The organism is Streptomyces sp. NPDC012835 (genome assembly GCF_042900885.1).
Classification (GTDB): domain Bacteria; phylum Actinomycetota; class Actinomycetes; order Streptomycetales; family Streptomycetaceae; genus Streptomyces.
Genome location: NZ_JBIBBW010000009.1, coordinates 280536 through 307203, shown reverse-complemented (window position 1 = coordinate 307203; position 26668 = coordinate 280536). Strand labels below are relative to the sequence as shown.

Genomic DNA, 26668 nt, shown 5'->3' with positions numbered 1-26668 from the left:
CGCGGTAACAAGCCATTTTCGCTCTGTCGCGTGGACCTGGGAGAATGGCCCTCGCCGGTTTTGTTGGGCGTACGAGAAAGAAGAGGGACGTGCCGATCGTGGCTCCGAGCACCGAGGCCGACTGGGTCTCCCGTTTCGCGGACGATGTCATCGCCGAGTCGGAGCGTCGTGCACCCGGCAAACCGGTGGTGGTCGCGTCGGGGCTGTCCCCCTCGGGCCCCATCCACCTGGGGAATCTCCGCGAGGTCATGACCCCGCACCTGGTCGCGGACGAGATCCGCCGCCGGGGGTACGAAGTGCGCCATCTGATCTCCTGGGACGACTACGACCGCTACCGGAAGGTGCCCGCGGGCGTCCCCGGCACGGACTCGTCCTGGGCCGAGCACATCGGCAAGCCCCTGACCTCCGTGCCGGCCCCGGCGGGCTCCGCGTATCCGAACTGGGCGGAGCACTTCAAGGCCGCGATGACGGAGGCGCTCGCCGAGCTGGGCGTCGAGTACGACGGCATCAGCCAGACCGAGCAGTACACGTCGGGCGTCTACCGCGAGCAGGTCCTGCACGCGATGCGCCACCGCGCGGACATCGACGCGATCCTCGACCGCTACCGGACGAAGGACAAGCCGAAGACGCAGCCCAAGAGCCAGAAGAAGGCCGAGGAAGCCGAGCTGGAGGCCGCCGAGGGCTCCGGCGCCGCCGCCGAGGACGACGGCAGCGGCGGCAGCGCCGGCTACTTCCCGTACAAGCCGTACTGCGGCGGCTGCGGCAAGGACCTCACCACCGTCACCGCCTACGACGACGCGACGACGGAGCTGACGTACACCTGCGACAGCTGCGGCTTCTCGGAGACGGTGGCGCTCAGCGAGTTCAACCGCGGCAAGCTGGTCTGGAAGGTCGACTGGCCCATGCGCTGGGCATACGAGGGCGTGATCTTCGAGCCGTCCGGCGTCGACCACTCCTCGCCCGGCTCGTCCTTCGTCGTCGGCGGGCAGATCGTGCGCGAGATCTTCGACGGAGTGCAGCCGATCGGCCCGATGTACGCCTTCGTCGGCATCTCCGGGATGGCGAAGATGTCGTCCAGCAAGGGCGGCGTCCCCACCCCGGCGGACGCGCTGAAGATCATGGAAGCACCGCTGCTGCGCTGGCTGTACGCGCGCCGCAGGCCCAACCAGTCCTTCAAGATCGCCTTCGACCAGGAGATCCAGCGGCTGTACGACGAGTGGGACGCGCTGGAGCGCAAGGTCGCCGACGGCTCCGTCCTCCCGGCCGACGCCGCCGCCTACGCGCGGGCCGTCGGCACAGCGGCCGGCGAGCTGCCGAGCACGCCGCGCCCGCTGCCGTACCGGACCATCGCCTCGGTCGTGGACATCACGGCGGGCGCCGAGGAGCAGACGCTGCGCATCCTCAGCGAGCTGGACCCGGCCCATCCGCTGACCTCGCTCGACGAGGCGCGCCCGCGCCTCGACCGCGCGGAGAACTGGATCACGAGCCAGGTCCCGGCCGAGGCCAGGACCATCGTGCGCGACGAGCCGGACCGGGAGCTGCTCGGCTCGCTGGACGAGCAGGGCCGGGAGTCGCTGCGGCTGCTTCTGGAGGGCCTGGACAGCCACTGGTCGCTGGACGGTCTGAGCACCCTGGTCTACGGCGTACCGAAGGTCATGGCCGGGCTGGCCCCCGACGCCAAGCCGACGGCTGAGCTGAAGACGGCCCAGCGGTCCTTCTTCGCGCTGCTGTACCGCCTGCTGGTGAGCCGTGACACCGGCCCCCGGCTGCCGACTCTGCTGCTCGCTGTGGGGGCTGACCGGGTGCGCACGCTGCTCGGGGCCTGACCCCGGCGACCCGCGGAGAGGGCCCCGCCCCGGTCGGACGACGCGACCGGGGCGGGGCCCTTCGCGGTCCGGTGGCCGGGGGCGCTACGGACGGGCGGGCCGGGCGGGTCGGTCCGCCCGGTCGCGCGGTCCGGTCCGTACGGTCCGCGGCCGGGCGGGGGCGGACGGGGATCTCCGCCCCTGTCCCTCACGCGATGTACTCGTCCATCTCGGACTGGTAGCGGTCCTTGCAGTTCCTGAGATGCGTCCGGAGCGAACTCTCGCTCAGCGGGCCGCCGTTGCGTCCCCTGAGACCGTACAGATCCATCAAGTACAGCCCGAACTGGCGGCCGTTGGGGAAGTCGCCGTTCTCGTTGACGTACTTGCGGAAGGCGCCGTAGTAAGCGTCCTCGCGGCTGAGGCCGTCGGGGAGGCCGGGAACGGGCAGTTCCTCGGGCTGGTCCTGGCCGGGGAGCGCGAAGGAACCCGTCGTGGAGGCCGGGCCCTCGTCGACGAGGTCCGGCTGCTGCGGGCCCTGGCTCTGGCCCGGGATACGGCCGAGCGCGCGGCTGCGGCCGGGGCCGGAGGGCACCATGATCTGCGCCTGATCGGGGCTCTCGCTCTGCGGCGGGTTGTACGCGGGGTTGTACGCGCCCTCGTAGGCCGCCTCCTGCACGAGAGGCGCCGCGAACCATGGGCTGACCTCGGGAGCGGGAGTGGTGGCCTGGGCGGGGAGCTGCTCCTGCTCCTGCTGCTCATTCTGCTGAGTCTGCGGATTCTGTGGAGCGTCCTGACCTTGCGCTTGGTCCTGCCGCCCGTCCTGCTGCCCCGGGGGCTGCTGCTGTCCCTGGGGCTGCTGCTGTCCCTGCTCCTGCGGCTGCCCCTGGGGCTCCCGCTGCGGTTGTTCCCCGGCCGGGGCGTCCGTGGGTATTCGGCCCTGGTGCTGGGCCGCGCCCTCGCCTTCACCCTCGGCCCGGCTCTCTTCCCGGCTCTGGCCCTGCGGGAGTTCGGCCACCTTGGCCACGGGCAGCGACACGGGCGTCTGCTGCGACGCGGCCTGCGGCGCCGGCTGCGGCGGCGCGGGCAGCAGCATCGGTTCGATACCGGCGGCGGCCAGCCCGGAGTGCGCCGTATCGGCCAGCGGCACACCGTACTTCGCCAGGCGCAGCGGCATCAGCGCCTCGACGGGCGCCTTCCGGCGCCAGTTGCGGCCGAAGCGGGCCTGGAGGCGCGACTGGTAGATGAGGCGGTCCTGTTCGAGCTTGATGACCTGCTCGTACGACCGCAGCTCCCACAGCTTCATCCTGCGCCACAGCTTGAACGTGGGTACGGGCGAGAGCAGCCACCTGGTCAGGCGCACGCCCTCCATGTGCTTGTCCGCGGTGATGTCCGCGATCCGGCCGACCGCGTGCCGCGCGGCCTCGACGGAGACGATGAAGAGGAGCGGGATCACCGCGTGCATCCCGACCCCGAGCGGGTCGGGCCAGGCAGCCGCGCCGTTGAACGCGATGGTCGCCACGGTCAGCAGCCAGGCCGACTGACGCAGCAGCGGAAACGGGATGCGCATCCAGGTGAGGAGCAGATCCAGCGCGAGGAGGACGCAGATACCCGCGTCGATGCCGATCGGGAAGACCAGCGCGAAATCCCCGAAGCCCTTCTGCTCGGCGAGTTCGCGCACGGCGGCGTAGGACCCCGCGAACCCGATGGCGGCGATGATCACCGCTCCGAAGACCACGACCCCGATGAGTATGCGGTGCGTGCGTGTCAGCTGCATCGCGGCCACCCGCGAATCCCCTCCCTGTGCGGACCCGCCCGTAGGGCCGGGTGCGACGCCGTACTCGGCATCTGGCGGGCACAGCCTGGCACATGTGTACGGACGCGCGCGGCGCGGGGGAGCCGCCCCCCGCCCGCGCGTGCCGTACTACTCGGTCTTGGAGCCGCTGGAGGAGGACGTCCCGGGGCTCGCTCCGACGCCCTCGGAGCTGCCGCTGTCCTTCGAGTCGCTGTCCTTGCTGTCGCTGTCCTTCGAGTCGCTGTCCTTCGACTTCGCGCCGTCGTCCTTGGAACCGTCGTCCTTGGAGTCGCTGCTCTTGGAGTCGGCGGCGATCGCCGCGACGGCCTCCTTCGACGTCTTGACCGCGTCCTTCGTCAGCTCCTCGATGCCGGGCGACTTGGCGCCCGCGAGACCGGCGCCGTTGTAGGTGAGGGTGACGACGACGTTCTCCGTACGGGTCACGATCGTGGCGTACGAGAAGTCCGCGCTGGACTTCTTGAGCGAGTACGTGACCGTGGTCGCCTGGTCCCCGATGCCGGTCGTCGGAGCCGCCTTGACGTTCTTGGCGCCCTCCGTGCCCCGGGCCCCGTCGATCTCCTTCGCGTAGTACTCGTCGGCGCGCTTGGCGCCGCTGCCGAGGGTCGCGTCGGAGTCGTAACGCCGGAGGGAGACATCGAGCCAGCGGTACTGCGAGCCCTTCACACCGTTGTCGTCCAGACCGTTCCAGGAGCAGCTGCCCCGGGTGGCGGTGTCGCTGGAGGTCCCGGCCGTGCCGCCCTTGGACTTCGCCTTCGGGACGAGCGACTCGACCGTCTTGCGGCTGATCGTCTTGCACGCGTCCGGGAGACCGGTGAACTTGGCCGGGACGACGGTCGGGGACGGCGCGGCGGTCGGGCTCGTGGAGGAGCCCTCCGCGTCGCTCTTGTCACCGGAGTCGGACGAGCAGCCGGCGACGACGAGCATCACCGGAACGGCTGCGCAGGCGAGTATGCGGGTGAGTCGCGAGGCTGATCGGTGCATGGTCCTTCAGTGTTCCTTCAGTCGCCGGGTGTGCCGGGGTGTACGGTCCGATCGGCCACGGTAACCGGCGAACGGGGTTCGCGGGCCGGTGATCCGTAGCCGGTCCCTCGTCGGTGAGGCCGCGCGCGGGGCGTCAGGCGTTGAGCTGGTCGACGAGCTTCCTGGCCAGATTCCGCGCCTTTTCCTGGAGTTCTTCGCTGTCCGGGACGGCGGAGGAGCGGGCCGGCTGCTCGCTGTACCGGACGGTCACGATCACGTTCGATGTGCGGAACACCACGCTCACCGTGCGGCGCTGGGCGGCCGAACCGGACCGGGCGAGGACGTCGTCGATGAAGGCGGCGTCGCCGAGGTCGTCCAGGACGCGGGGCTCAAGACCGTCGGGGGTGCCGGAGGCACTGTCGGAGGCGCCGTCTGTGGCGCCGTCTGTGGCAGGGGCGGTCTGGGTCCTGGCCCCGGAGTCGGAGTCCCTGCCGGAGTCGGATGCGCCGCCCTTGCCGGAGGGCGAGCCGCTGGGCGTCCTGGAGGCCGGGCCGTCCGTACGGTCATCGCGTCCCGGGAGGGGCAGGTCGGCGGCGGTCTGCTGCTTCGCGTAGACCTCCTGCGCCCGGTCGGCGTCGCTCACGGCCGGGTCGTACGACACCACGCGTTCCACGTCGACCACCAACTGGTGCGAGGCGTAGGTGGCGTCGGCCTTCCAACTGCATCCGACGCGGCGGTCCGTGTCGTACGTGACGGAGGGCGTGCCCCGGTAAGCCTTGGTCTGCTGGGCTTCGGGGAGCGCGGCGGTGCCGGGGAGCATCTCCTTGATCGTGGCGCGCGACACGGTTCCGCAGGCTTCCCGGAGGGTGCGGTACTTGCCGGGCTGCGCGGCGGTGGCGGTGGTGGGCCCGCCCGGCTTGGAGTCGGAGGCCGAACCGTCGCCGTCACTGCCGCCCGAGCAGCCGGCCACGGCCACCACGAGAAGCGCCGCAAGGCCGGGGACGAAAGCGTGGCGCGCCTTTGGCTGCACGGTCCCGGGCTCCCTTCTGTACGGGGTGACGCGCGGGGCTCCGCGCGAAAACTGGTTGCCGCCCCGAGGCGGCTGATGGACACAATGTCTATCGCACGCGATGCCGTTGACGCTGGTCGGTCGTCCTCTATGACGCTTCTGGCTCCGGTTTTTGCGCTTTCTGGACTTTCGGGGGAATCGAGGGGTTATGTCGTATGTAGAGATACCGGGCGCGAAGGTACCCATCCGGATGTGGGCCGACCCCGCGACGGTCGAGGACGGCGCGATGCGTCAGCTCCGGAACGTCGCCACGCTGCCCTGGATCAAGGGCCTCGCTGTCATGCCCGACGTGCACTACGGCAAGGGTGCGACGGTCGGTTCGGTCATCGCGATGCAGGGCGCGGTCTGCCCGGCGGCGGTCGGGGTGGACATCGGCTGCGGAATGTCCGCGGTCAAGACGTCCCTCACGGCGAACGATCTCCCGGGCGACCTGTCCCGCCTGCGCTCCAGGATCGAGCAGGCGATCCCGGTGGGGCGCGGCATGCACGACGACGCGGTGGACCCGGGGCGGCTGCACGGGTTCCCGGTGGCGGGGTGGGGGGAGTTCTGGGGACGGTTCGACGGGGTTGCCGAGTCGGTCAAATTCCGTCAGGAACGCGCCACTAAGCAGATGGGAACGCTCGGAGGCGGAAATCACCATCTGGAGGTGAGCGTCGATTCCGGTGATGGTGTCTGGCTCACGCTGCACTCGGGCTCGCGGAACATCGGCAAGGAGCTGGCCGAGTACCACATCGGCGTGGCGCAGAGCCTGTCGCACAACCAGGGGCTGGTCGATCGTGACCTGGCCGTCTTCATCTCGGAGACTCCGCAGATGGCGGCGTACCGGAACGATCTGTTCTGGGCGCAGGAATACGCGAAGCACAATCGCGCGATCATGATGGGGCTTTTGAAGGATGTGATCCGCCGGGAATTCAAGAAGGCCAGGGTCACGTTCGAGCAGGAGATCAGCTGCCATCACAACTATGTCGCCGAGGAGCGCTACGACGGAATGGATCTGCTGGTCACGCGTAAGGGGGCGATCCGCGCCGGCTCGGGGGACTACGGGATCATTCCGGGATCGATGGCCACCGGCACGTACATCGTCAAGGGGCTCGGGAACACCGCGGCCTTCAACTCGGCCTCGCACGGCGCGGGACGCAGGATGAGCCGCAACGCGGCGAAGCGCCGTTTCTCGACCAAGGATCTGGAGGACCAGACGCGGGGGGTGGAGTGCCGTAAGGACTCCGGCGTCGTGGACGAGATCCCGGGCGCGTACAAGCCGATCGAGCAGGTCATCGACCAGCAGCGGGATCTGGTCGAGGTGGTGGAGAAGCTGCGGCAGGTCGTGTGCGTCAAGGGCTGATCAGGGCGTGGGGCGACCGGCCGAGAGGCCGTGGGCCCGCGCGCCGGGGTGCGAGCCCCGGCGCCCCGCTCCCGGCGTCACAGCTCCCGGCGTCACAGCTCGCGGTGGACCTTGCTGTTGGACGCCTGGGCGCGGGGGCGGATCACCATGAGGTCGATGTTGACGTGGCTGGGGCGGGTGACGGCCCAGGTGATGGAGTCGGCGACGTCCTCGGCGGTGAGGGGTTCGGCCACGCCCGCGTAGACCTTGGCAGCCTTTTCGGTGTCGCCGTTGAAGCGGGTGGTGGCGAACTCCTCGGTCTTGACCATGCCGGGCGCGATCTCGATCACGCGGACCGGGGTGCCGACGATCTCCAGGCGGAGGGTTTCGGCGAGGACGTGGGCGCCGTGCTTGGCGGCCACGTAGCCCGCGCCGCCCTCGTAGGTGCCGTGGCCCGCCGTGGAGGAGAGCACCAGGACCGTGCCGTCGCCGCTCGCGGTGAGGGCGGGGAGCAGGGCCTGGGTGAGGTTGAGGGTGCCGATGACGTTCGTCTCGTACATCCGGCGCCAGTCGGCCGGGTCGCCGGTGGCCACGGGGTCGGCTCCCAGGGCGCCGCCGGCGTTGTTGACCAGGACGTTCACGGCGGGAAGGTCGCTCAGCCCGGCGGCGAAGGCGTCGACGGCCGCGCGGTCGGTGACATCGAGGGCCCGGGCGGTGGCGCGGTGGCCCGCGGCGGTGAGCTCGGCGGCGAGGGCCTCGATGCGGTCCTTGCGGCGGGCGGTGACGATGACGTGGTAACCGGCGCCCGCGAGCTGCCGTGCGGTGGCGGCGCCGATACCGCTGCTCGCTCCGGTGATGACGGCGACGGGGGTGGCCGGGGCGGTCATGGCGTATCTCCTCGCGCAGAGCGGTGTGTAGATCGTAGAAACGTCTGATCCGTTCATGGCCAGGATAGGCGGGCGCTCCGGGCGCGGTCCGAGGTGTCCGGAGAACGGAGGCGCTCCGGGCGCGGCGGTCCTCGGTGGCCGGTGGTCAGTGGCCGGTGGCCGGTGTCCGGTGGCCGGTGTCCGGTGGCCGGTGTCCGGTGGTCAGTGGCCTGTGTCCGGGGTGTGGCCGTCCTCAGTGGCCGCGCGGCGCGTACATGATCAGCGCCATCCCGGCCAGGCAGACCAGCGCTCCTGTGACGTCCCAGCGGTCCGGGCGGTAGCCGTCGGCCACCATGCCCCAGGCGATCGAGCCCGCGACGAAGACTCCGCCGTACGCCGCCAGGATGCGGCCGAACTCGCCGTCCGGCTGGAGTGTGGCGACGAAGCCGTAGGCGCCCAGGGCGATGACCCCGGCGCCGATCCAGATCCAGCCGCGCCCGCCGCCGCCCGAGCCGTCGCCGCGCACCCCCTGCCAGACCAGCCAGGCGCCGCCGATCTCGAAGACGGCGGCGACGAGGAAGAGGGCGACGGAGCGGAGGACGAGCATGCGGACAGCCTGTCATGCCGGTGTTCGGGTGATCGGAGCGCACCGAAGCGGTGCGTGGCCGGATTCGCGGTGTGATGATCGGTATGTTCCGGCCATGTCTGTGATGCGCACGTCCTTGGGGGTCATGGTGGCCGCCGCCACGGCGGTGGTGATGAGTGCGGGTTCGAGTCCCGCCGCGTCCAGCGGGCCCGGTGGGGGCGCCTCCCGCGCGGGGAGCCCTGCGGAGGCCCGTTCGGGGAAGGGGGCCGTGGCCGAGGCCGACCTCTCCCACCACGGCCATGTCTCCCTGTGGAGCGGCCGGTTGACCGTCCGGCTGGAGTCCGAGAACCACGGGCCTTCCCGGTTGGCCGACGCGACCGTACGGATCGACTTCTCCGCCCCGGCCGCGCCGGGCCAGGCGCTGCCCGCCCACTGTCTGTGGGGCGGCGACCGGACGGTGCTCTGCCGTACGGGGCAGCTCCGGCCGGTCGTCAGGAGCCGCGAGACCGTGCTCGAACTGGAGCTGGACGGCGATCCGGCCGAGGTCGTCGTACGGGTCGACACCGCCTGGAACGGCGGCGCGAGCGACCAGAACCCGGAGAACCACCGGCATCGGGTGCTGGTGCCGGCCACGGGGGACGCGTACGCCTTCTGAGCGCCCGGTTCTCAGCGCCCTGTTCTGAGATCGCGGTTCTGAGCCTGCGGTTCTGAGCCATGGTTCCGAGGCCACGGTGCGGCAGTGCGGGGCCGGTGTGCGGGCCGGTGGTCAGGCGGCGGCGCCGTCGCCGAATTCCCGTACCGCGTCCTCGACGATGGCCGCGAGACGCGCGTGGTGCGCGCCCCGCCAGTACACCCGCTCGCACGCCGCGCACTGCGCGAAGACGTCGTACCCCCGCTGGGTGCCGTGTTCCAGCCGGCCCTGGACGGTCTCCTTGTCGGCCGGGCTCAGCGGGCCGTTGCAGGCGGTGCAGCGGGTCCAGGGCGCGAGGGCGGGGGCGAAGCGGGCCAGTACGTCGCGGAGTTGGTCGTCGGGGCGGTCGCTGTAGATGTACGCCCCGGCCCAGATCTCGCGCCGCCGCAGCAGCCCGCGGTCCCGGGACAGCATCACCCGGCGCTCGGCGGCGGAGAGCGTGGCCAGCGCGGGGTCGCCGAGGTCCTCGCTCTCGTACGCCGCGTCCACGCCCAGCAGCCGCAGCCGGCGGGCGAGGGTGCCGAGGTGGACGTCGAGCAGGAAGCGCAGGGGAGCGCCGGGCACTCGTTGCGGCCGGCGCACGGCGCGTACCTCGACGGATTCGCCCGCCGCCGGGATGTGCGAGACGGGTACCTCGCGGCCGTCGACGAGCAGCGGGCCGACCTCGGTGAGCGGGATGCCGAGCGACTCGACCGCGTGGCCGAGGGTGGACGAGCCGTCGGTGAGGACGGCCGTACGTCCCTGACGCCGCTCGGCCGGGACGAACAGGCGCAGTTCGGCGGCGAAATCGATCTGGATCTCGGGTCCGTTCACGCTGCCAGGATGTCACCGGGGGCCTGCCGGGGGCCACGGGTTTGCCGGTTCGGGCCTTCGGGCCCCCAGGTCGGGCCCCCAGGTCGGGCCTTCGGGTCGGGCGCCCGGAGCGGGCACGCGGGTCGGGCGCCCGGAGCGGACCGGTCGCCGTCTTCGTCTCCTTCGCCGTCCGCGCCGGCCCTGCCCCACTCCGGGGTCACCTGCGCCCCTGGGGCGCCTTCCCCTCCCGGGCCGTCCCGCTCGGCGGCCGTCCTTGCCGTCCCGTCAGGCGCGCAGGTCGAGTCGCCAGTCGTTGCAGCGCATCGGGCGGCCCACCGGGTATTCGAGGTCGCACTCGTCCCTGAGAGTGAACCCCGCCCTGCGGCACAGCCTGTTCGACGACGGGTTGTCGACGGACGGGAAGGCATGCAGATAGCGGTGCTTCCCCTCGGCCCGCGCCCGGTCCACGACCGCCGCCGCAGCAGCGGCGGCGATGCCCCGGCCCTGGTACGCGGCGAGCACCGCCCAGCCCGTCTCGTACACCTTCCGGCCCTGCCAGACCCGCTCCCAGAACCCGATCGTGCCCACCGCCTCGTCGTCGGGCGGCAGCACGACGCGGAACATCTGCCCCTTGCCCTTCCGGTCGGCGCTCAGGTCCACGTACCGCTTGTGCCGCTTGAGTAACTGCTCCTCGGTCTCGGGGCCGCCGAGGTGGTGCATCAGCTCGGGTGCGTTGGCCGCGCGGAGCAGGCCGATATCGCCCTCCGACCAGGGGGCGAGCCGAACGTACGGTGTCGTGGACTCCATGTCGGGCACTCTAGGACGCGGGTACGACAACCGTGGGCCCGGAGGCCCTGCCTCCGCGCGGCCGTACGCGGTCGACGGCACGCCGACCGGCGCGGTGAAGCGGGTGCGGAGTGCCAGGCCCACGCCTGCGCCCGCGCCGGTGACCTCAGTAAACGCCGTGGGGCCGGGTCAGGTCCCGGTCGATGAGCCGTCGGTGAGTCAAGTGGTGTCCCGGTCGGGGGCCAGTAGTGCTCCGAACGGGGTCGCGGGGTGGCGGCCGACCGTACCGTCGCCGTCGTCCGGGGCATCAGCGGTGAGCGACTGGCGCTCACCGGACGGGACCCCCGCCGGAATCGTCGGCGTGCCTCGGTGGGCGTCGACTAAACCGGTTTGGCGAACTCTCGCAACGGGGGACTGGACCGGTGCGGGGCGGGCAGACGTCTTGGCATGCACCACTGTCCGTAGCGGTTGCGCAAGGAGGAGGGGACATGGAGATCTCCAGCATCATCACGGCCGTTCTGGTCGGCATCGTCATCGGTGTGCTGGGTCGGCTCGTGGTGCCCGGGCGGCAGCGCATCGGCGTGCTGCTGACCATTCTGGTCGGCGTCGTCGCGGCTTTGATCGGTACGGCTGTCGCGGCCGCGTTCGGGGTCGCGGACACCAAGGGCTTCGACTGGATCGAGCTGATCATTCAGATCGGGCTCGCCGCGGTGGGTGTCGCCGCGCTGGACCGGGTGAAGGGCCGGGGCTGACTCTCGGGGGCTCGCGGCCCAGCTGCCTGGCCGCCTCGCGGCGGCCGGGGCGGGCACGCGAGGTCGCCTCGGGTGTGGTGGACCGATGGATCAGATGTGCAAGTCGGATCAGGTGCGCGGTCAGACAGGTGTGCAGTCGGATCAGGTGTGCAGCTCAGATCAGACGTTCAGTGGATCAGGTGTGCAGTGGACGGCCGCTGAGGAGATTCCAGCGGCCGTTCCGCCCGCTGAGTTCGGTGGCGGACAGCGGGCGTACGTCGATCCGCCAGAACGCCGACGGGGGCGCGCCGATGGCGTGGACCACGGCGGCGCGGATGACGTCCGGTTCCGCCACGGCGATGACGCGCCGGCCCGAGCCCGCCGAGTGCCCGGATTCCCTGGAGGCCCCTTCGTCGGTGGCGCTTGCCTCCAGCCACGCGGCGACACGTACGTGGAAGTCGAGCAGGGACTCGCCGCCGTGCGGCGCCGCGGCCGGGTCGGAGAGCCAGGCGGCCACCGACTGAGGGTCGGCTGCGGCCACTTCGTCCAGGGTCCTGCCCTGCCAGTGGCCCATGGCGCACGGTGCGAGGCCGTCCGACGCCGGGCCGTCCGAGGTCGAGCTGTCCAAAGCCGGGCCGTCCGAGGTCGAGCTGTCCAAAGCCGGGCCGTCCGGTGCCGAGCTGTCCGGTAGGTGGCCGACCGGTAGGTGGCCGACCGGTTCGTGTGCGTCGGGTGCCGGGTCGCCTTTCCGTGCCTGCCCTGTCAGCGGGCCGGCGGTCAGCCCGAGCGCCTGAGCGGTGCTGCGGCAGCGGCGCGTGGGGGAGACGCGCACGACGGCTGCGCGCGGGAAGTCCTCCCGTACGGCCTCGGCCTGGCGCAGACCGGTGGCGTCCAGATCGTCGTCCCCGGTCGGACCGGGGAAGCGGGCTTCGCGCAGGGCGGTGCTCATGGCGGGGGAGATGAGCAGGACTCGCGTCGTCAGGTGCGCCGTGTGTGCTGTGGTCATGCGCCGAAGCCAACCCCTTCGGGGCCGGGGATGCGAGAGGGCCTCTTGGCCCACCTGCCGGTTCGCGGTACCTTCACGTCGATATCCACGACGGCGAGACGGAAGTCCGGTGAGAGTCCGGCACGGTCGCGCCACTGTATGCCGGGATCCGCTCGCGCGTCGCGCGAGGGGAGCGCGGTGAGTCAGACCCGATGGCCGTCGTACGGGCTCCACTCGATGGGACGCGAGTTCCCCAAGGAGGTTGTGCCATGGCTCAGTCCATAACGCACCCGGTCGTTTCTCCCGCCGCCGATACCCCGGTGACCCCGCTTCCGCTGCGGGCCGTGCTGCCGTGGGCCGTTTTCGTGGGCACCCTGATGCTGGTCCTGCTCTACTTCGTCGGCGCGGAACAGGGCGCGACGTCGGTGTTCTCGGGGGCGGGGGTGCACGAGTGGGTGCATGACGGCCGTCACCTCCTCGGCTTCCCCTGCCACTGACACCGACGACGGAGATCACGCGCATGCATGCCTCCACCGTCAGAAACCTCCTGGTCCACGGCATGATCGCGGGCGTGCTGGCCGGACTCTTCGCGTTCGCGCTGGCCTATTTCGCGGGCGAGCCCTCCGTACGGGACTCGATCGCGCAGGAGGAGGCCAACTCCGCGCCGGCGCATCAGCACGGCGGCGGGGACGAGGATTCAGCCGCTGCCCAGCCGCAGGAACAGGCACACGCACACGATCACGGGGACGGGGAGGAGGAGCTGGTCAGCAGGCCGGTGCAGTCGACGTTCGGACTGGCCACCGGGGTGCTGGTGTACGGGGTGGCCGTGGGCGGAATCGCCTCGCTGGTCCTCGCCGTGAGCCTGGGCCGGGTCGGCCGGTTCGGGCCGAGGGCCACAGCGGCGATGATCGCCGGGGCCGCTTTTGTCACGGTCTGTCTGGTGCCGTTCCTGAAGTATCCGGCGAACCCGCCGGCGGTCGGTGATCCGGACACCATCGGCAGACGCACCGCGCTGTACTTCTTGATGATCCTCTTGAGTGTCCTGCTGGCGGTCGCCGCGATCATCGTCGGGAAACGGCTCGCGCCGAGGCTGGGCAACTGGAACGCGTCGCTCGCCGCCGGTGGCGGCTATGTCGTGGCCGTGGCTGTGGCCTGTCTGGTGCTTCCGGCCAACACCGACGCCATCCCGGAGACCTTCCCCGCGGCGCTGCTCTGGGAGTTCAGGCTGTCGTCGATCGCCGTGCAGGCGGTGCTGTGGACGGCCTTCGGGCTGATCTTCGGCGCGCTTGCCGACGGGGCGCTCCGGCCGGGGCGGCCCGGCCGGGCGGCGAGCGGGGAAGACGCGGCCGGCGTCGCGTCGGAGGTCGCCGGGTCGTCCCGCTGAGCCGTCGCCTGTTGGCTCGTTCGCTCGTTCGCCCGTTCGCGCTTGTGGCCGGGGTCGGTTGCCGACCCCGGCCACATCGCGCGGCGGCGGGCGGGCGAGGCGGCAGTGGGCGAGGGGCGGGCGAGACGGCGGCCAGTAGAGTTCGGGGTCGGTCTTCTCCCAGCTCAGAGGTGTACGGAAGTGAGTGTCCCGCCCCACGAGGTCCCCGCGGCCCCCGCGGCTTCCGCTGTGCCGCCGACTGCGCCGTCCGCCGTACCGTCTTCCGCGCCGCCGGTGACCGTTGTCGGCATCGGCGCCGACGGTTGGAGCGGGCTGGCCACCCCGGCCCGGGAGGCGTTGCGTTCGGCCGAGGTGGTCATCGGCGGCCCGCGTCAGCTGGCGCTGCTCCCCGCCGAGTGCGGAGGCGAGCGCGTGGCGTGGCCGTCACCGTTGCGCCCGGCCGTTCCCGGGCTGCTGGCCGCTCACGCGGGACGGCGGATCGCCGTGCTGGCCAGCGGGGACCCGATGTTCTACGGGATCGGGCGGGCCCTCGCCGAGGTGCTGGGCACCGGAGCGGCGGGCACCGAGTCGGTGGGCTGCGGGCAAGCGGGCTCCGGGGCCGTGGGCTCCGGGGCCGCGGGCTCCGGGGAAGCGGGCTCCGCCGTGGTGGGCGGCGGGGCGCTGCGGGTGCTGCCGCATCCTTCGTCGGTCTCGTACGCCTGCGCACGGCTCGGCTGGCCGGTGGAGGACACCGAGGTCGTCACCCTCGTCGGCCGCCCCACCGAGACGCTGGCCGCCGCGCTGCACGACGGGCGCCGGGTGCTGGTCCTCAGCGCGGGGGCGGGCACACCGGCCGAAGTGGCGCGGTTGCTGCGCGAGCGGGGGTACGGGCCCAGTCGTCTGCGCGTGCTCGAACAGCTCGGCGCTGACCGCGAACGGTGTGTGGAAGGCCGCGCCGAGGAGTGGGCGGAGCCCGCCGGCGACCCGTTGAACATCGTGGCCCTCGACTGCCTGCGGGCGCCGGGCGCGCGGCGCCTCGGCGCCGTACCCGGACTGCCGGACGACGCCTACGAGCACGACGGCCAGCTCACCAAGCGCCATGTGCGCGCCGCGACGCTGGGCGCGCTGGCGCCCGCGCCCGGGGAGCTGCTCTGGGACGTGGGCGGCGGGTCCGGCTCGATCGCGGTGGAGTGGCTGCGTACGCACCGCTCCTGCCGTGCGGTGTCCGTGGAACGTGATCCGGCGCGCGCCGAGCGCATCGGCCGCAACGCGCGGGCGCTCGGTGTGCCAGGACTGCGGGTCGTCACCGGCTCCGCGCCCGCCGCGCTGGCGGAACTTCCGGTCCCCGACGCGGTGTTCATCGGCGGCGGACTCACCGTGCCCGGCCTGCTGGACGCCTGCTGGGAGGCGCTGCCGGCGTCCGGGCGGCTGGTGGCCAATACGGTGACGCTGGAGTCCGAGGCGCTGCTGGCCGAGTGGTACCGCCGTTTCGGCGGGGACCTCGTACGGCTGGCCGTGGCGCACGCGGTGCCGGTGGGCGGGTTCACCGGATGGCGGCAGGCGATGCCGGTGACGCAGTGGGCCGTGACGAAGACCGCCTCTTCCGCAGCTTTCTCAGGAGAAGAACGATGACGGTGTACTTCATCGGCGCCGGCCCCGGCGCCGCCGACCTGATCACGGTGCGCGGTGCGCGACGGCTGGCGGAGTGCGGGGTCTGTCTGTACGCGGGCAGTCTCGTCCCGCGCGAGCTGCTGGCCGAATGCCCGCCGGACGCGCGCCTGATCGACACCGCGCGGATGGATCTGGACGGCATCACGGCGGAGCTGGTGGCCGCGCACAGGGCGGGCCACGACGTCGCCCGCCTCCACTCCGGCGACCCGTCGGTCTTCAGCGCCGTCGCCGAGCAGATGCGGCGGCTGGACGCGGCGGGCGTTCCGTACGAGGTGGTCCCGGGGGTGCCCGCGTTCGCGGCGGCGGCCGCCGCGCTCAAGCGTGAGCTGACCGTACCGACGGTCGGCCAGACGGTGATCCTCACCCGCGTCGCCCAGCAGGCCACCCCGATGCCGCCGGGGGAGGACCTGGCCACGCTCGGCAGGAGCGGCGCGCTGCTGGTGCTGCACCTGGCGGCCCGTTACGTGGACCGGGTGGTCGCCGAACTCCTCCCGCACTACGGCGCCGACTGCCCGGCGGCTGTCGTGGTGATGGCCAGCCGCCCCGACGAACTCGTCCTGCGCGGCACGCTCTCCGACATCGCGGACCGGGTGAAGGAAGCGGGCGTGGTCCGCACGGCGGTGATCATGGTGGGCCGCACGCTGGGCGCGGAGCAGTTCCGTGACAGCCACCTGTACTCGGCGGAGCGGGACCGGGGCGGGGACGACGGGTGTGGCGGCGGTCAGGGGCGCTGAGGCTTGTGCGGGTCCGGGCCGGGCCGGGCCGAATGCCGGATTCGGTGAGGGCGGGTGCGGGCGGCGCGGCGGGCGCGGTGGGCGCGGGCCGCGCGGTGGGCGTGGGCGGCGCGTGGGGTCACGGGGGGTCTGGTTCCACTGACGTTCCTCACCCCCGCCCCACCACCGCCCCCGCCCTGTCGACGCAGATCACGTCCACCTCCACCGGCGCCCCCCGCAGCACCGCCAGCGCCTCGTCGCGGGCCCTTGCCGCTACCGCGTCGCCCAGCCGCACCGCCTGGGACTCGCACAGGCGCAGCGCCTCCAGGCCCGTGTTGGCCACGGCGACCTGAGCGGCGAGAGCCGGGGGCGCGCCCGCTTCCGTCGCCAGGGCCGCCAGGAAGCCCTTGTCGACCTGGGAGCGCGCCGAGTGCAGGTCCAGATGGCCCGCCGCGAGTTTGGAGAGTTTGGCGAAGCCGCCGCAGATGGTGAGCCGGTCGACCGGGTGCCGGCGCAGGTACTTCAGCACCGCGCCCGCGAAGTCGCCCATGTCCAGCAGCGCGTCCTCGGGGAGGTCGTGGATCGTCTGGACCGTCTTCTCGGACGTCGAGCCGGTGCAGCCCGCCACATGGGTACGGCCCGCCGCGCGGGCCACGTCCACACCCCGGCGGATGGAGTCGATCCACGCGGAGCAGGAGTACGGGACGACGACGCCCGTCGTGCCGAGGATCGACAGCCCGCCGAGGATGCCGAGGCGGGGGTTCCAGGTGGAGCGGGCGATCTCCTCGCCGTGGTCGACGGAGACGGTGATCTCGACGTCGCCCGTACCGCCGTGCCGGGCCGCGACCCGGGCCACGTGGGTGCGCATCAGCTCGCGGGGTACGGGGTTGATGGCCGGTTCGCCGACCTCCAGGGGCAGGCCGGGCCGGGTCACCGTACCCACGCCGGCGCCCGCGCGGAAGACCACGCCCGTGCCCGGCGGCAGCGGGCGGACGGTGACGCGGATCAGGGCGCCGTGAGTGACATCGGGGTCGTCGCCCGCGTCCTTCACGACGGCCGCCGTGGCGGATCCGGCGGAGAGTTCCTCCGTCGCCAGCGCGAAGGACGGCGTCTGGCCCTTGGGCAGCTCAATGGTCACCGGATCGGGGAATTCCGCCGTCAGCAGGGCTGTGTAGGCGGCTGTCGTCGCGGCCGTCGCGCACGCACCGGTCGTCCAGCCGTGGCGCAGACCCGTGTGCTTGAGTTGGGCGTCGCGTCCGCCCGTACCCTGTCCGCCCGTGCCGCGTCCGCCCTCGACGCGTCCGCCCGTACCCTGTCCGCCCGCGTCCCGCGCGCCCGTGACCCGTTCCCCTTCAGCCATGAGAGACCTCCCTGTGACCCGTGCACAGCCGCCCCACCTGCTGATCCTCGGGGGGACCACCGAGTCGCGCCGACTGGCCGAGACCCTTCACGGGCGTGCCCGCCCCACCCGCTTCCGCGTCACCACGTCCCTCGCGGGCCGCGTCGCCCGGCCCGTGCCGCCGCCCGGGGAGGTGCGCGTCGGTGGGTTCGGGGGCGCCGACGGGCTGGAGCGCTGGCTGCGCGAGCACCGCGTGGACGCCCTCGTCGACGCCACCCACCCCTTCGCCGCGACGATCAGCCGGAACGCGGCCCGCGCCGCCGCCTCCGCCGGTGTTCCGCTGCTCGCGCTGCGCCGGCCCTCCTGGGAGCCGGTCGCCGGCGACGACTGGCGTACGGTCGGCTCCCTGGAGGAGGCCGCCGGGGCGCTGCGCGCGCTCGGCGCCCGCAGGGTCTTCCTCACCACCGGGCGCATGGGGCTGGCCGCCTTCGCGCACCTCGACGAGCCCTGGTTCCTCGTACGGTCCGTGGACGCCCCGGAGCCGCCCTGTCCCGCTCGGACGGAAGTCCTGCTGGACAAGGGGCCCTTCACCCTCGAAGGGGAGCGCGAGATCCTGCGCCGTCATCGCGTCGACGTCGTCGTGACCAAGGACAGCGGCGGCGCGGCCACCGCGCCCAAGCTCACCGCGGCCCGCGAGGCGGGCATTCCGGTCGTGGTCGTGCGACGGCCGCCCGTGCCGGAGGGGGTGGCCGTCGCCGGGACCGTCGAGGACGCGGTGGAGTGGCTGGCTCACTTCTCGGCGGAGCCGCTCTCCGGGTAGCGGCGCGGCGTCCAGACGATCTCCTCGCCCCCGCCCTCCTCGCCGCCCCGTCGTACCGTCACCGTCTGCGAGGAGCCGACGATCAGGATCGTCCGCATGTCGACCTCGGCCGGGTCCAGCTCCGCCAGCCGTACGATCCGTACCCGCTCACCCGCGCCGCCCACATCGCGCGCGACGACCACCGGGGTGTCCGGGGCGCGGTGCTCCAGCAGCAGTTCGCGGGCCTTGCCGACCTGCCAGGTGCGGCTGCCGGAGCCCGGGTTGTAGAGGGCCAGCACCAGATCGGCGCCCGCAGCCGCGTGCAGCCGTTCCGCGATGACCTCCCACGGCTTGAGCCGGTCGGAGAGGGAGAACACGGCGTAGTCGTGGCCCAGCGGGGCCCCGGCCCGCGCGGCCGCCGCGTTGGCGGCGGTCACGCCCGGGAGGACCCGTACGGGGATCTCCCGGTACGGGTCGGCCGACGCCACCTCCAGCACCGCCGTGGCCATGGCGAAGACGCCCGGGTCGCCGCCCGAGACGACGGCCACGCGCCGGCCGCGCCGGGCCAGGTCCAGGGCGAACTCGGCGCGCTCGGACTCCACCTTGTTGTCCGAACCGTGCCGCTCCTGGCCGGGCCGGACCGGCACCCGGTCCAGATAGGTGGTGTAGCCCACCAGGTCCTGCGCGGCGGCCAGCGCGCCGCGTGTCTCGGGCGTCAGCCACAGCGGCCCGGCCGGGCCCGTACCGACCACCACCACCTCGCCCGTCCCGCTGTCCGGCCCGGCCGGGGGCTTCGCGTCCACCCGGCTCGGCAGCACCGCCACCGAGAAGTACGGCACGGAATCCGGGTCCGTGTCGGCCAGCGCGCCCGTCCGCTCGCCGCTCATCGTGGCGCGCTCGACGTAGCGCGCGTCCGCCAGCCGCCCCGCCCGGTCGATCGCCCGCCGCACGGTCGGGAAGGTGCGGCCGAGCTTCATCACGACGGCCGAGTCCGTGGACGCCAGCCGGGCCGTCAGCTCCTCCTCGGGCAGCGTGCCGGGCAGGATCGTCAGCACCTCCTCGCCCTCGACCAGCGGGGCGCCGAGCCGCGCGGCGGCGGCGCTCACCGAGGTCACACCGGGGACGACCTCGGTCGGATAGCGGTCGGCGAGCCGCTTGTGCATGTGCATGTACGAGCCGTAGAAGAGCGGATCGCCCTCGGCGAGCACCGCGACCGTACGCCCGGCGTCGAGATGCGCGGCGAGCCGGGCGGCGGACTCGGCGTAGAACTCGTCCATCGCGCCCTGGTAGCCGCCGGGGTGGTCGGTCGTACCGGTGGTGACCGGGTAGACCAGCGGCTCCTCGATGTGGTCCGCGCGCAGATGCCCGGCCGCTATGGAGCGCGCGATGGAACGGCCGTGGCGGGCGCTGTGGTACGCGATCACATCGGCTTCGGCGATGACCTGGACGGCCCGTACGGTCATGAGGGACGGATCGCCGGGGCCGAGGCCGACCCCGTACAGGCGGCCGACACCGGACTCGCCGTACGGGCGGTCCGTGCCGTCCGTACGCCTCGTGCCGTGTGTGCGTGCCGTGCCGTCCGTACGCGTCGTGCCGTCCGTGCGTGCCGTGCCGTCCGTGCTCGTCGTACCGTCCGTGCGCGCTGTGCCGTCCGCGCCGGGCCCGTTGTCGCTGCCGGCGCTGCTGCTGTTCTCGGTCATTCCACTTCACTCGCGATCGCGTTGATGGCCGCCGCCGCGATGGCGCTGCCGCCGCGCCGCCCCCGTACGACCAGGTGTTCCAGCCCCGAGGGGTGCGCGGCCAGCGCGTCCTTGGACTCGGCCGCGCCGATGAAGCCGACCGGTACGCCGATGACGGCCGCCGGGCGCGGGGCGCCCGCCTCGATCATCTCCAGCAGCCGGAAGAGGGAGGTCGGCGCGTTGCCGACGGCCACGACGGAGCCCTCCAGCCGGTCCCGCCACAGCTCCATGGCGGCCGCGCTGCGCGTGGTGCCCATCTCGGCGGCGAGCGCGGGGACGGCGGGGTCGGAGAGGGTGCACACGACGTCGTTGCCGGCCGGCAGCCGCTTGCGGGTGACGCCGCTGGCGACCATCGAGACGTCGCACAGGATCGGTGCGCCCGCGCGCAGCGCCTCGCGGGCGCGGGCCACCACGGTGGGCGTGAAGGCGAGATCGCGGACGAGATCGACCATGCCGCAGGCGTGGATCATCCGCACCGCCACCTGGGAGACGTCGGCGGGCAGCCCGGCGAGGTCCGCCTCGGCGCGGATGGTGGCGAAGGACTGGCGGTATATCTCCGCGCCGTCCTTCTCGTAGTCGAACACTGTGGACACTCCGGTCTCGCTCATCTCGTCACTGCTGTCGTTGCGGTCGCTGTCGTCGTCGCGGCTCTGGGGGTGCGTGCCGCCGCCACTGTCGCGGCGAGTTCCGACGCGGGTACGGGTACGGGCCCGGTGACGGAGACGGTGTAGTCGCCCCCGGCCGTCGCGATCACGTTCACGTGGTCACCCTGCGGATGGCCGCAGCGCCGCGCGCACCCCGACCAGTAGACGGGGAGCGCGTCGCGGCGCACCGCCCGCAGGGTCTCGGCGGCGTCGGACCGTACGTCGGCCAGCGCCTTCGCGCACCCGGGCCGGCCCGTGCAGGCGCCGACGCCGTGCCAGGGGGAGTCGGGGGCGGTGATCAGTCCGGCGGTACGGAGGCGGTCGAGGAGGCGGCTCGCGGCGGCCGGGTCGAGACCGGGGACGATCACGCCGCGCCAGGGCGTCAGCCGTATCGCCGTACCGGTCACGGGAAGCAGCTGTCGCCACTGTGCCGCGCTCAGCCGTCCCAGCGGCGGGTACACGGACACCGCCGCCGTCCCGTCGGGGGAGTGCACGAGGCCGGGGGCGGGAGGTTCGGCGGGCGGTTCGGCGCGGCTGTGCGCGGCCTCCGGCCCGTACCCCGCCTCCGTCGCGATGCCCGCTCCGATCCCCGCCTCCGCCAGCCGCGCCGCCACCGCCCCGGACAGCGCCCGGCCGTGTTCGGCGGGCAGCTCCGCCACCCGCCACGCGCCCGAGCCGCTCGCCGTCGCCACCGTGAGGAATGTCTCCGCCGCCAGCAGCGCGGCGCGCGGGGCGTCGGCGGCGGCGACCGAGAACCCAGGGCGGTATGTGCCGGTATGGACGGTCGCCGTGCCGTCCCGTCGTGCGAGCAACGTCACATCCGCGCCGAGGCCCGCGACATCGCCCCGGCCGTCGTCCAGCGCGAACAGGAAGCGGCCCGAGAGGGCGGTCGCCGCCGGGCTCGCGCACAGCAGCGCGTCCAGCTCGCGGGCCCACAAGAAGACGTCCGCCGGGGGGACTTCGTCCACGCCCGACAGCGGCGACGCCACGATGTTCCGTACCCGCTCATGCTCCTGCGAGGGCAGCAGGCCCGCCTCGTGCAGCAGCTCCGCCAGCTCGCCGCCGCAGTCGGCGGCCAGCCCCCGCAGCTGGACGTTCCCCCGGGACGTGATGTCCAGGTGGCCGTCGCCCAGCCGCTCGGCCGCCGTCGCCAGGGCCTGCGCCTGACGGTACGTCAGATATCCGGCGGGCAGCCGCAGTCGGGCCAGCCGGCCGTCGTCCGCCGCGTGCAGCCGCAGCGCCCCCGGGCAGGCGTCCCCGCGCTCGCGCACGGGCGCGGCCGCCGTACGCGCGGCGGCCGGGGCGGCAGCCGTGCCGGCGGCCCGGTCGGGGGCTTCGTCCCGGTTCGCGGGTGTTGGCGGGGTGGGCGGCATGGCCGCGAGCATACCCACGTAGCCCTCCCGTCCCACCTGCCGTTCCGCTCTCCACGACAGGCGCCCTCCCTGCCCGTGACCTCAGCACTTACTATGCAGACGGCGGGTTCCACGGCCCGCCGCCATCGCCAGCGACGGCGTCTTGGGGAGGAAGCCCGGTGCGAACCCGGCGCGGTCCCGCCACTGTGAGCCCGGCGACGTGGCGCAGCGCGCAGCCGTAGCGCAGCGCGACGCGACGCGACGCCGGACGAGTCAGGAACTCCCGCCGTCCACTCACCCCGCCCGGGGCGCGGACCCCGAGGAAGGCCAGACGCCGCATGCTTCTGCTCCTGTCGACGTCCGACACCGATCTGCTCAGCGCCCGCGCGGCGGGCGGCCCGGTCCCGTACCGGTACGCCAACCCCGCCCGGCTCACGCTCGACGAGCTGCCCGCGCTGCTGGAGGGCGTCGACCTCGTCGTCGTACGGCTCCTCGGCGGGCTGCGCGCCTGGCAGGACGGGATCGACCAGCTTCTCGCGGGCCCCAGGCCCGTCGTCGTCCTCACCGGTGAGCAGGCCCCCGACGCGCAGCTGATGGAGGCGTCGACCGTCCCCATCGGAATCGCCGCCGAGGCACACGCGTATCTCGCGCACGGCGGCCCGGAGAACCTCGGGCAGCTCGCCCGCTTCCTCTCCGACACCGTGCTGCTCAGCGGCCACGGCTTCGAGCCGCCGGCCGCGTCGCCGACCTGGGGCCGGACCCACCGCAAGGCCGGGGCGTCGGATCTCGGGGCCGAGCGCCCCCTCGTCGCGGTCCTCTACTACCGCGCCCACCACCTCAGCGGGAACACCGCCTTCGTGGACGTCCTGTGCGACGCCATCGACGCGGCGAACGGCCGCGCCGTCCCGATCTTCGTGTCGTCGCTGCGTTCCCCCGAGCCCGAGCTGCTGGAGGCGCTGGGCGGGGTCGACGCCATCGTCACCACCGTCCTGGCCGCCGGCGGCACCAAGCCGGCCGAGGCGTCGGCGGGCGGGGACGACGAGGCGTGGGACGCGGGCGCGCTCGCCGCGCTGGACATACCGATCCTCCAGGCCCTGTGCCTGACCTCCAGCCGCGCCGCCTGGGAGGAGAGCGACGAGGGGCTGACCCCGCTGGACGCCGCCTCGCAGGTGGCGGTACCGGAGTTCGACGGCCGGCTGATCACCGTCCCCTTCTCCTTCAAGGAGCTGGACGAGGAAGGGCTGCCGGTCTACGTCGCCGACCCCGAGCGGGCCGCCCGCGTCGCCGGGATCGCCGTACGCCACGCGCGGCTCTCGTACATCGTGAACGCCGACAAGCGCATCGCGCTCGTCCTCTCCGCCTACCCCACCAAGCACTCCCGCATCGGCAACGCCGTCGGCCTCGACACCCCCGCCAGCGCCGTCGAGCTGCTGCGCGAACTGCGCGGCCAGGGCTACGACTTCGGTACGGAAGAGGTCCCCGGCCTGGAATCCGGCGACGGCGACGAGCTGATCTACGCCCTCATCGAGGCCGGCGGCCACGACCAGGAGTGGCTCACCGAGGAGCAGCTCGCCCGTAACCCGGTCCGTATCCCGGCCGCCGACTACCGGCGCTGGTACGGGAAGCTCCCCGCCGAGCTGCGCGAGTCCGTCGAGCGGCACTGGGGGCCGCCGCCCGGCGAGATGTTCCTGGACCGCAGCCGGGTCGGGAACGGCGGGGACCCCGACGGCGACATCGTCCTGGCCGCCCTGCGGCGCGGGAACCTGCTGATCCTCATCCAGCCGCCGCGCGGCTTCGGCGAGAACCCGATCGCGATCTACCACGACCCCGATCTGCCGCCCTCGCACCACTACCTGGCCGCCTACCGCTGGATCCAGGCCCCCGCCGACGACGGCGGCTTCGGCGCCGACGCCATGATCCACCTGGGCAAGCACGGCAACCTGGAGTGGCTGCCCGGCAAGAACGCGGGGCTGTCCGCCGCGTGCGCGCCCGACGCGGCGCTCGGTGACCTGCCGCTGATCTACCCGTTCCTGGTGAACGACCCGGGCGAGGGCACGCAGGCGAAGCGCCGCGTGCACGCCACGCTGGTGGATCACCTCGTACCGCCGATGGCGCGCGCCGAGTCGTACGGCGACATCGCGCGCCTGGAGCAGCTCCTCGACGAGTACGCGGCGATCTCCTCGATGGACCCCGCCAAGCTGCCCGCGATCCGCGCCCAGATCTGGACGCTGATCCAGGCGGCGAAGCTCGACCACGACCTCGGTCTCGAGGACCGGCCCGACGACGACGGCTTCGACGACTTCCTGCTGCACGTCGACGGCTGGCTGTGCGAGGTCAAGGACGCGCAGATCCGCGACGGGCTGCATGTGCTGGGCGGCGCGCCGGAGGGCGAGGCGCGCGTCAACCTCGTCCTCGCGATCCTGCGCGCACGCCAGATCTGGGGCGGTACGGCGTCGCTGCCGGGCCTGCGCGAGGCGCTGGGCCTGGACGAGTCCGCGCCGGGCCGCGCGGACGCGGACGCGGTCGAGGCCACGGCCCGTGCGCTGGTCCAGGCGATGGAGGACGCGGGCTGGGACGCGGCGGCCGTGCCGGGTGTCGTGGCGGGCGTGACGTCGGGCCGGCCCGAACAGGTCGCGGCGATCCTGGAGTTCGCGGCGGAAGAGGTCGTTCCGCGGCTGGGGGCGACGACCGACGAGATCGACAACGTCGTGCACGCGCTGAGCGGCGGCTTCGTGCAGGCCGGCCCGTCGGGCTCGCCGCTGCGCGGCCTGGTCAACGTCCTGCCGACCGGCCGCAACTTCTACTCCGTCGACCCCAAGGCCGTGCCGAGCCGGCTCGCCTGGGAGACCGGCCAGGCCCTCGCGGACTCGCTCCTGACCCGCTACCGCACGGACAACGGCGACTGGCCGACCTCCGTCGGGCTCTCCCTGTGGGGTACGAGCGCGATGCGCACGTCCGGCGACGACATCGCGGAGGCGCTGGCGCTGCTGGGGGTGCGCCCGGTGTGGGACGACGCGTCGAGGCGGGTCACGGGACTCGAACCCGTCGCCCTCGCGGAACTCGGCCGCCCGCGTGTCGATGTCACCCTGCGCATCAGCGGCTTCTTCCGGGACGCGTTCCCGCACGCCATCGGGCTGCTGGACGACGCGGTACGGCTGGTCGCCGGGCTGGACGAGCCCGCCGAGTCCAACTTCGTACGGGCCCACGCCCAGGCGGACCTGGCCGAACACGGCGACGAACGCCGCGCCACCACCCGTATCTTCGGCTCCCGCCCCGGCACGTACGGCGCGGGCATCCTCCAGCTCATCGACAGCCGCGACTGGCGCACGGACGCGGACCTGGCCGAGGTCTACACGGTCTGGGGCGGCTACGCGTACGGCCGCGAACTCGACGGCCGCCCGGCGCGCGACGAGATGGAGACCGCGTACAAGCGCATCGCCGTCGCCGCCAAGAACACGGACACGCGCGAGCACGACATCGCGGACTCCGACGACTACTTCCAGTACCACGGCGGCATGGTCGCGACGGTCCGCGCCCTGAAGGGCACGGCCCCGGAGGCGTACATCGGCGACTCCACCCGCCCGGAGACGGTCCGCACCCGCACCCTGGTCGAGGAGACTTCCCGCGTCTTCCGCGCCCGCGTGGTCAACCCGAGGTGGATCGAGGCGATGCGCCGCCACGGCTACAAGGGCGCGTTCGAGCTGGCCGCGACGGTCGACTACCTCTTCGGCTACGACGCGACGACGGGCGTGGTCGCGGACTGGATGTACGACAAGCTCACCGAGACCTACGTCCTGGACCCCGAGAACCGCGCCTTCCTCCAGGAGGCCAACCCGTGGGCCCTGCACGGCATCGCGGAACGGCTGCTGGAGGCGGAGTCGCGCGGCATGTGGGAGAAGCCGGACCCGGAGGTGCTGGACGCGCTGCGGAAGGTGTTCCTGGAGACGGAGGGGGAGCTGGAGGGGGAGGACGACTGAGCTGCGGCGGGGGCGCGGGGCAGGATCACCTGAGCTGAGGGCGCGCCGGGGGCCGAGCGTTGAGCCTGATGGTCGTCGGGCGTACGGGGCTTCTCTCTGCGCTGGTCTGACACGATGGGGAGATGAGGAGAGGTGCGGGTCAGGGGATGGCAAAGCACCTCTGAAGTCCCAGGTCAGGAAGCGTGCTCCCCGCGCAGGCGGGGTGGTCTCGCCGGGCTGGAGTCCGAAGGTGGCGCCGGGGCCGTTCGTATGGAGTGCTTGGCGAGCCGTAATACGCGTCATACACTTCCGGTATGTCCAAGACGAGGATCAGCATCAGCCTGGAGAGCGAACAGGCCGAGAGAATCCGCGCCCACGCGGACCGTGCGGGCATGGATGTCTCGGCCTATCTTTGCAACGCCGCGATCCGGCAGATGGCCGAGGTGGAGGCCGCCGAAGCGCAGTTCGCACAACTCGACGCCTTGATCGCCGCAGCCGAGGAAGAAGCGTCTGTTCTTCCGCCGCTGCCGGAGACCGCAGACGGCGACCTCACCGAGGAGGAGCGGCGCGAGGTGCGAGCGGCCATGAACCTGGTCTATGGCGTCGAGGGCGCGGATGGTGTGAACGGCCCGACCTCTCACCCGGGCAGTGCCGCGTGACGGTCCGTGTTCCGGTGTATGACACCGG

General features: G+C 72.9%; 23 protein-coding genes and 1 riboswitch. Of the genes, 11 read left to right on the top strand and 12 right to left on the bottom strand.

Annotated features, from left to right (window positions below; translation table 11 throughout):
* The first annotated feature begins 44 nt into the window (after window positions 1-44).
* On the top strand, window positions 45-1826 hold the full coding sequence (gene lysS, locus ACFY6S_RS30250) for a lysine--tRNA ligase (protein ID WP_388828494.1): 1782 nt from the start codon (window positions 45-47) through the stop codon (window positions 1824-1826).
* A 187-nt stretch (window positions 1827-2013) separates the two neighbouring features.
* On the opposite strand, the gene ACFY6S_RS30245 is transcribed toward lysS, so the two are convergent.
* The 3 genes from ACFY6S_RS30245 to ACFY6S_RS30235 form a co-directional block, all read right to left on the bottom strand.
* A complete protein-coding gene (locus tag ACFY6S_RS30245) occupies window positions 2014-3588 on the bottom strand; it encodes a DUF2637 domain-containing protein (RefSeq protein ID WP_388828491.1) in 1575 nt (524 codons plus the stop codon).
* A gap of 138 nt (window positions 3589-3726) precedes the next feature.
* Window positions 3727-4599 (bottom strand): DUF3558 domain-containing protein, encoded by an 873-nt coding sequence (locus tag ACFY6S_RS30240; protein WP_388828488.1) that lies wholly within the window; start codon window positions 4597-4599, stop codon window positions 3727-3729.
* A 133-nt stretch (window positions 4600-4732) separates the two neighbouring features.
* On the bottom strand, window positions 4733-5608 hold the full coding sequence (locus ACFY6S_RS30235) for a DUF3558 domain-containing protein (protein ID WP_388828485.1): 876 nt from the start codon (window positions 5606-5608) through the stop codon (window positions 4733-4735).
* A gap of 187 nt (window positions 5609-5795) precedes the next feature.
* Between ACFY6S_RS30235 and ACFY6S_RS30230 the strand changes: the two genes are divergently transcribed.
* Window positions 5796-6989, top strand: coding sequence for an RtcB family protein (locus ACFY6S_RS30230; protein WP_388828482.1), 1194 nt, complete (start codon window positions 5796-5798; stop codon window positions 6987-6989).
* 92 nt (window positions 6990-7081) lie between these two features.
* On the opposite strand, the gene ACFY6S_RS30225 is transcribed toward ACFY6S_RS30230, so the two are convergent.
* Together ACFY6S_RS30225 and ACFY6S_RS30220 are read right to left on the bottom strand one after the other, a co-directional pair.
* Window positions 7082-7855 (bottom strand): SDR family NAD(P)-dependent oxidoreductase, encoded by a 774-nt coding sequence (locus ACFY6S_RS30225; RefSeq protein ID WP_388828479.1) that lies wholly within the window; start codon window positions 7853-7855, stop codon window positions 7082-7084.
* Between the two features lie 232 nt (window positions 7856-8087).
* Window positions 8088-8441: a YnfA family protein gene (locus ACFY6S_RS30220; RefSeq protein WP_388828476.1), complete on the bottom strand. Its 354-nt coding sequence runs from the start codon at window positions 8439-8441 to the stop codon at window positions 8088-8090.
* A gap of 94 nt (window positions 8442-8535) precedes the next feature.
* Between ACFY6S_RS30220 and ACFY6S_RS30215 the strand changes: the two genes are divergently transcribed.
* Window positions 8536-9075 carry a hypothetical protein gene (locus tag ACFY6S_RS30215; protein ID WP_388828473.1) on the top strand — a complete coding sequence of 180 codons (540 nt, stop codon included), beginning with the start codon at window positions 8536-8538 and terminating at the stop codon, window positions 9073-9075.
* 111 nt (window positions 9076-9186) lie between these two features.
* Here the strand turns inward: ACFY6S_RS30215 and ACFY6S_RS30210 are convergent, their stop codons facing one another.
* Complete coding sequence (locus ACFY6S_RS30210; RefSeq protein ID WP_388828470.1) at window positions 9187-9924, bottom strand: Mut7-C RNAse domain-containing protein; 738 nt, start codon at window positions 9922-9924, stop codon at window positions 9187-9189.
* A 264-nt stretch (window positions 9925-10188) separates the two neighbouring features.
* Window positions 10189-10710: a GNAT family N-acetyltransferase gene (locus ACFY6S_RS30205; RefSeq protein WP_388828467.1), complete on the bottom strand. Its 522-nt coding sequence runs from the start codon at window positions 10708-10710 to the stop codon at window positions 10189-10191.
* 467 nt (window positions 10711-11177) lie between these two features.
* On the opposite strand from ACFY6S_RS30205, the gene ACFY6S_RS30200 reads away from it, so the two are divergent.
* Window positions 11178-11441, top strand: coding sequence for a GlsB/YeaQ/YmgE family stress response membrane protein (locus ACFY6S_RS30200; RefSeq protein WP_388828464.1), 264 nt, complete (start codon window positions 11178-11180; stop codon window positions 11439-11441).
* A 175-nt stretch (window positions 11442-11616) separates the two neighbouring features.
* Here the strand turns inward: ACFY6S_RS30200 and ACFY6S_RS30195 are convergent, their stop codons facing one another.
* Window positions 11617-12426 (bottom strand): histidine phosphatase family protein, encoded by an 810-nt coding sequence (locus ACFY6S_RS30195; RefSeq protein WP_388828461.1) that lies wholly within the window; start codon window positions 12424-12426, stop codon window positions 11617-11619.
* Window positions 12427-12526: 100 nt separating this feature from the next.
* Window positions 12527-12614: riboswitch (cobalamin riboswitch) on the top strand.
* 60 nt (window positions 12615-12674) lie between these two features.
* On the opposite strand from ACFY6S_RS30195, the gene ACFY6S_RS30190 reads away from it, so the two are divergent.
* The 4 genes from ACFY6S_RS30190 to cobM all read left to right on the top strand — a co-directional run bounded on the left by ACFY6S_RS30190 (window position 12675) and on the right by cobM (window position 16173).
* A complete protein-coding gene (locus tag ACFY6S_RS30190; protein ID WP_388828458.1) occupies window positions 12675-12902 on the top strand; it encodes a CbtB-domain containing protein in 228 nt (75 codons plus the stop codon).
* A gap of 23 nt (window positions 12903-12925) precedes the next feature.
* Window positions 12926-13789 carry a CbtA family protein gene (locus ACFY6S_RS30185; protein WP_388828455.1) on the top strand — a complete coding sequence of 288 codons (864 nt, stop codon included), beginning with the start codon at window positions 12926-12928 and terminating at the stop codon, window positions 13787-13789.
* A 228-nt stretch (window positions 13790-14017) separates the two neighbouring features.
* Window positions 14018-15400 carry a precorrin-6Y C5,15-methyltransferase (decarboxylating) subunit CbiT gene (gene cbiT, locus ACFY6S_RS30180; protein WP_388828453.1) on the top strand — a complete coding sequence of 461 codons (1383 nt, stop codon included), beginning with the start codon at window positions 14018-14020 and terminating at the stop codon, window positions 15398-15400.
* Window positions 15397-16173 carry a precorrin-4 C(11)-methyltransferase gene (cobM, locus tag ACFY6S_RS30175; RefSeq protein ID WP_388828450.1) on the top strand — a complete coding sequence of 259 codons (777 nt, stop codon included), beginning with the start codon at window positions 15397-15399 and terminating at the stop codon, window positions 16171-16173. Before cbiT ends, cobM begins: the two co-directional genes overlap by 4 nt.
* A 148-nt stretch (window positions 16174-16321) precedes the next feature.
* Here the strand turns inward: cobM and ACFY6S_RS30170 are convergent, their stop codons facing one another.
* Window positions 16322-17512: a cobalt-precorrin-5B (C(1))-methyltransferase gene (locus ACFY6S_RS30170; RefSeq protein WP_388828447.1), complete on the bottom strand. Its 1191-nt coding sequence runs from the start codon at window positions 17510-17512 to the stop codon at window positions 16322-16324.
* On the opposite strand from ACFY6S_RS30170, the gene ACFY6S_RS30165 reads away from it, so the two are divergent.
* Window positions 17511-18311 carry a cobalt-precorrin-6A reductase gene (locus ACFY6S_RS30165; protein ID WP_388828445.1) on the top strand — a complete coding sequence of 267 codons (801 nt, stop codon included), beginning with the start codon at window positions 17511-17513 and terminating at the stop codon, window positions 18309-18311. The two genes, ACFY6S_RS30170 and ACFY6S_RS30165, sit on opposite strands and share 2 nt — an antisense overlap.
* Here the strand turns inward: ACFY6S_RS30165 and ACFY6S_RS30160 are convergent.
* Genes ACFY6S_RS30160 through cobG form a run of 3 tightly spaced genes read right to left on the bottom strand, consistent with a single transcriptional unit; the run spans window position 18281 to window position 22046 of the window.
* Window positions 18281-19990 (bottom strand): precorrin-2 C(20)-methyltransferase, encoded by a 1710-nt coding sequence (locus ACFY6S_RS30160; protein ID WP_388828442.1) that lies wholly within the window; start codon window positions 19988-19990, stop codon window positions 18281-18283. The genes ACFY6S_RS30165 and ACFY6S_RS30160 overlap by 31 nt on opposite strands.
* Window positions 19987-20637 carry a precorrin-8X methylmutase gene (locus tag ACFY6S_RS30155; protein ID WP_388828439.1) on the bottom strand — a complete coding sequence of 217 codons (651 nt, stop codon included), beginning with the start codon at window positions 20635-20637 and terminating at the stop codon, window positions 19987-19989. The genes ACFY6S_RS30160 and ACFY6S_RS30155 overlap by 4 nt, the downstream gene beginning before the upstream one ends.
* Window positions 20634-22046 (bottom strand): precorrin-3B synthase, encoded by a 1413-nt coding sequence (gene cobG / locus ACFY6S_RS30150; RefSeq protein WP_388828436.1) that lies wholly within the window; start codon window positions 22044-22046, stop codon window positions 20634-20636. Before cobG ends, ACFY6S_RS30155 begins: the two co-directional genes overlap by 4 nt.
* Before the next feature lie 317 nt (window positions 22047-22363).
* Here cobG and cobN point away from each other — a divergent pair, with 317 nt between their 5' ends.
* Window positions 22364-26002, top strand: coding sequence for a cobaltochelatase subunit CobN (gene cobN / locus ACFY6S_RS30145; protein WP_388828433.1), 3639 nt, complete (start codon window positions 22364-22366; stop codon window positions 26000-26002).
* Between the two features lie 293 nt (window positions 26003-26295).
* Window positions 26296-26640: a plasmid mobilization protein gene (locus tag ACFY6S_RS30140; RefSeq protein WP_388828430.1), complete on the top strand. Its 345-nt coding sequence runs from the start codon at window positions 26296-26298 to the stop codon at window positions 26638-26640.
* Window positions 26641-26668: the final 28 nt, after the last annotated feature.

Excerpts from the sequence above, each read along its gene's own strand:
- ACFY6S_RS30165 (WP_388828445.1), top strand. The coding sequence starts at position 17,511 with ATGAGAGACCTCCCTGTGACCCGTGCACAGCCGCCCCACCTGCTGATC.
- ACFY6S_RS30160 (WP_388828442.1), bottom strand. The coding sequence starts at position 19,990 with ATGACCGAGAACAGCAGCAGCGCCGGCAGCGACAACGGGCCCGGCGCG.
- ACFY6S_RS30225 (WP_388828479.1), bottom strand. The coding sequence starts at position 7,855 with ATGACCGCCCCGGCCACCCCCGTCGCCGTCATCACCGGAGCGAGCAGC.
- ACFY6S_RS30215 (WP_388828473.1), top strand. The coding sequence starts at position 8,536 with ATGTCTGTGATGCGCACGTCCTTGGGGGTCATGGTGGCCGCCGCCACG.
- ACFY6S_RS30220 (WP_388828476.1), bottom strand. The coding sequence starts at position 8,441 with ATGCTCGTCCTCCGCTCCGTCGCCCTCTTCCTCGTCGCCGCCGTCTTC.
- ACFY6S_RS30185 (WP_388828455.1), top strand. The coding sequence starts at position 12,926 with ATGCATGCCTCCACCGTCAGAAACCTCCTGGTCCACGGCATGATCGCG.
- ACFY6S_RS30190 (WP_388828458.1), top strand. The coding sequence starts at position 12,675 with ATGGCTCAGTCCATAACGCACCCGGTCGTTTCTCCCGCCGCCGATACC.
- cobG (WP_388828436.1), bottom strand. The coding sequence starts at position 22,046 with ATGCCGCCCACCCCGCCAACACCCGCGAACCGGGACGAAGCCCCCGAC.
- cobN (WP_388828433.1), top strand. The coding sequence starts at position 22,364 with ATGCTTCTGCTCCTGTCGACGTCCGACACCGATCTGCTCAGCGCCCGC.
- ACFY6S_RS30230 (WP_388828482.1), top strand. The coding sequence starts at position 5,796 with ATGTCGTATGTAGAGATACCGGGCGCGAAGGTACCCATCCGGATGTGG.
- ACFY6S_RS30240 (WP_388828488.1), bottom strand. The coding sequence starts at position 4,599 with ATGCACCGATCAGCCTCGCGACTCACCCGCATACTCGCCTGCGCAGCC.
- ACFY6S_RS30140 (WP_388828430.1), top strand. The coding sequence starts at position 26,296 with ATGTCCAAGACGAGGATCAGCATCAGCCTGGAGAGCGAACAGGCCGAG.
- cobM (WP_388828450.1), top strand. The coding sequence starts at position 15,397 with ATGACGGTGTACTTCATCGGCGCCGGCCCCGGCGCCGCCGACCTGATC.
- ACFY6S_RS30155 (WP_388828439.1), bottom strand. The coding sequence starts at position 20,637 with ATGAGCGAGACCGGAGTGTCCACAGTGTTCGACTACGAGAAGGACGGC.
- ACFY6S_RS30200 (WP_388828464.1), top strand. The coding sequence starts at position 11,178 with ATGGAGATCTCCAGCATCATCACGGCCGTTCTGGTCGGCATCGTCATC.
- lysS (WP_388828494.1), top strand. The coding sequence starts at position 45 with ATGGCCCTCGCCGGTTTTGTTGGGCGTACGAGAAAGAAGAGGGACGTG.
- ACFY6S_RS30205 (WP_388828467.1), bottom strand. The coding sequence starts at position 10,710 with ATGGAGTCCACGACACCGTACGTTCGGCTCGCCCCCTGGTCGGAGGGC.
- ACFY6S_RS30195 (WP_388828461.1), bottom strand. The coding sequence starts at position 12,426 with ATGACCACAGCACACACGGCGCACCTGACGACGCGAGTCCTGCTCATC.
- ACFY6S_RS30170 (WP_388828447.1), bottom strand. The coding sequence starts at position 17,512 with ATGGCTGAAGGGGAACGGGTCACGGGCGCGCGGGACGCGGGCGGACAG.